Here is a 271-nt window from a genome sequence, read left to right as displayed (position 1 = left end):
GGGGGTGGAAGTGCAGTAATGCATGGAGCTGACCAATACTAATCGGTCGAGGGCTTATCCTAAAATAAAACGCAAATGAGTTTCGGATCCAGTTTTCAGGGTGTAAGTTTTGTGTTGTATAGGCTCAAGTAGCTTATATGAAACAAGCGAACACACAGCATTTGGCGATGCTGATTCCTGAAAAAGAATTTGCGCAGCAAATTCATGTTTGGTGGCGATAGCGGAGGGGTTCCACACGTACCCATCCCGAACACGACCGTTAAGCCCTCCA

Annotated in this window: 1 rRNA gene; it reads left to right on the top strand. The window is 46.5% G+C overall.

The features are described from left to right. Nucleotides 1-207 precede the first annotated feature (207 nt). A 5S ribosomal RNA gene (rrf, locus tag G9G54_RS25065) occupies nucleotides 208-271 on the top strand; the annotation flags it as partial.

Source organism: Paenibacillus sp. EKM212P (genome assembly GCF_011066115.1).
Lineage (GTDB): Bacteria > Bacillota > Bacilli > Paenibacillales > Paenibacillaceae > Paenibacillus > Paenibacillus polymyxa_B.
The sequence above is the reverse complement of the archived record's forward strand: the minus strand, read 5'-3'. Positions and strand labels throughout refer to the sequence as shown.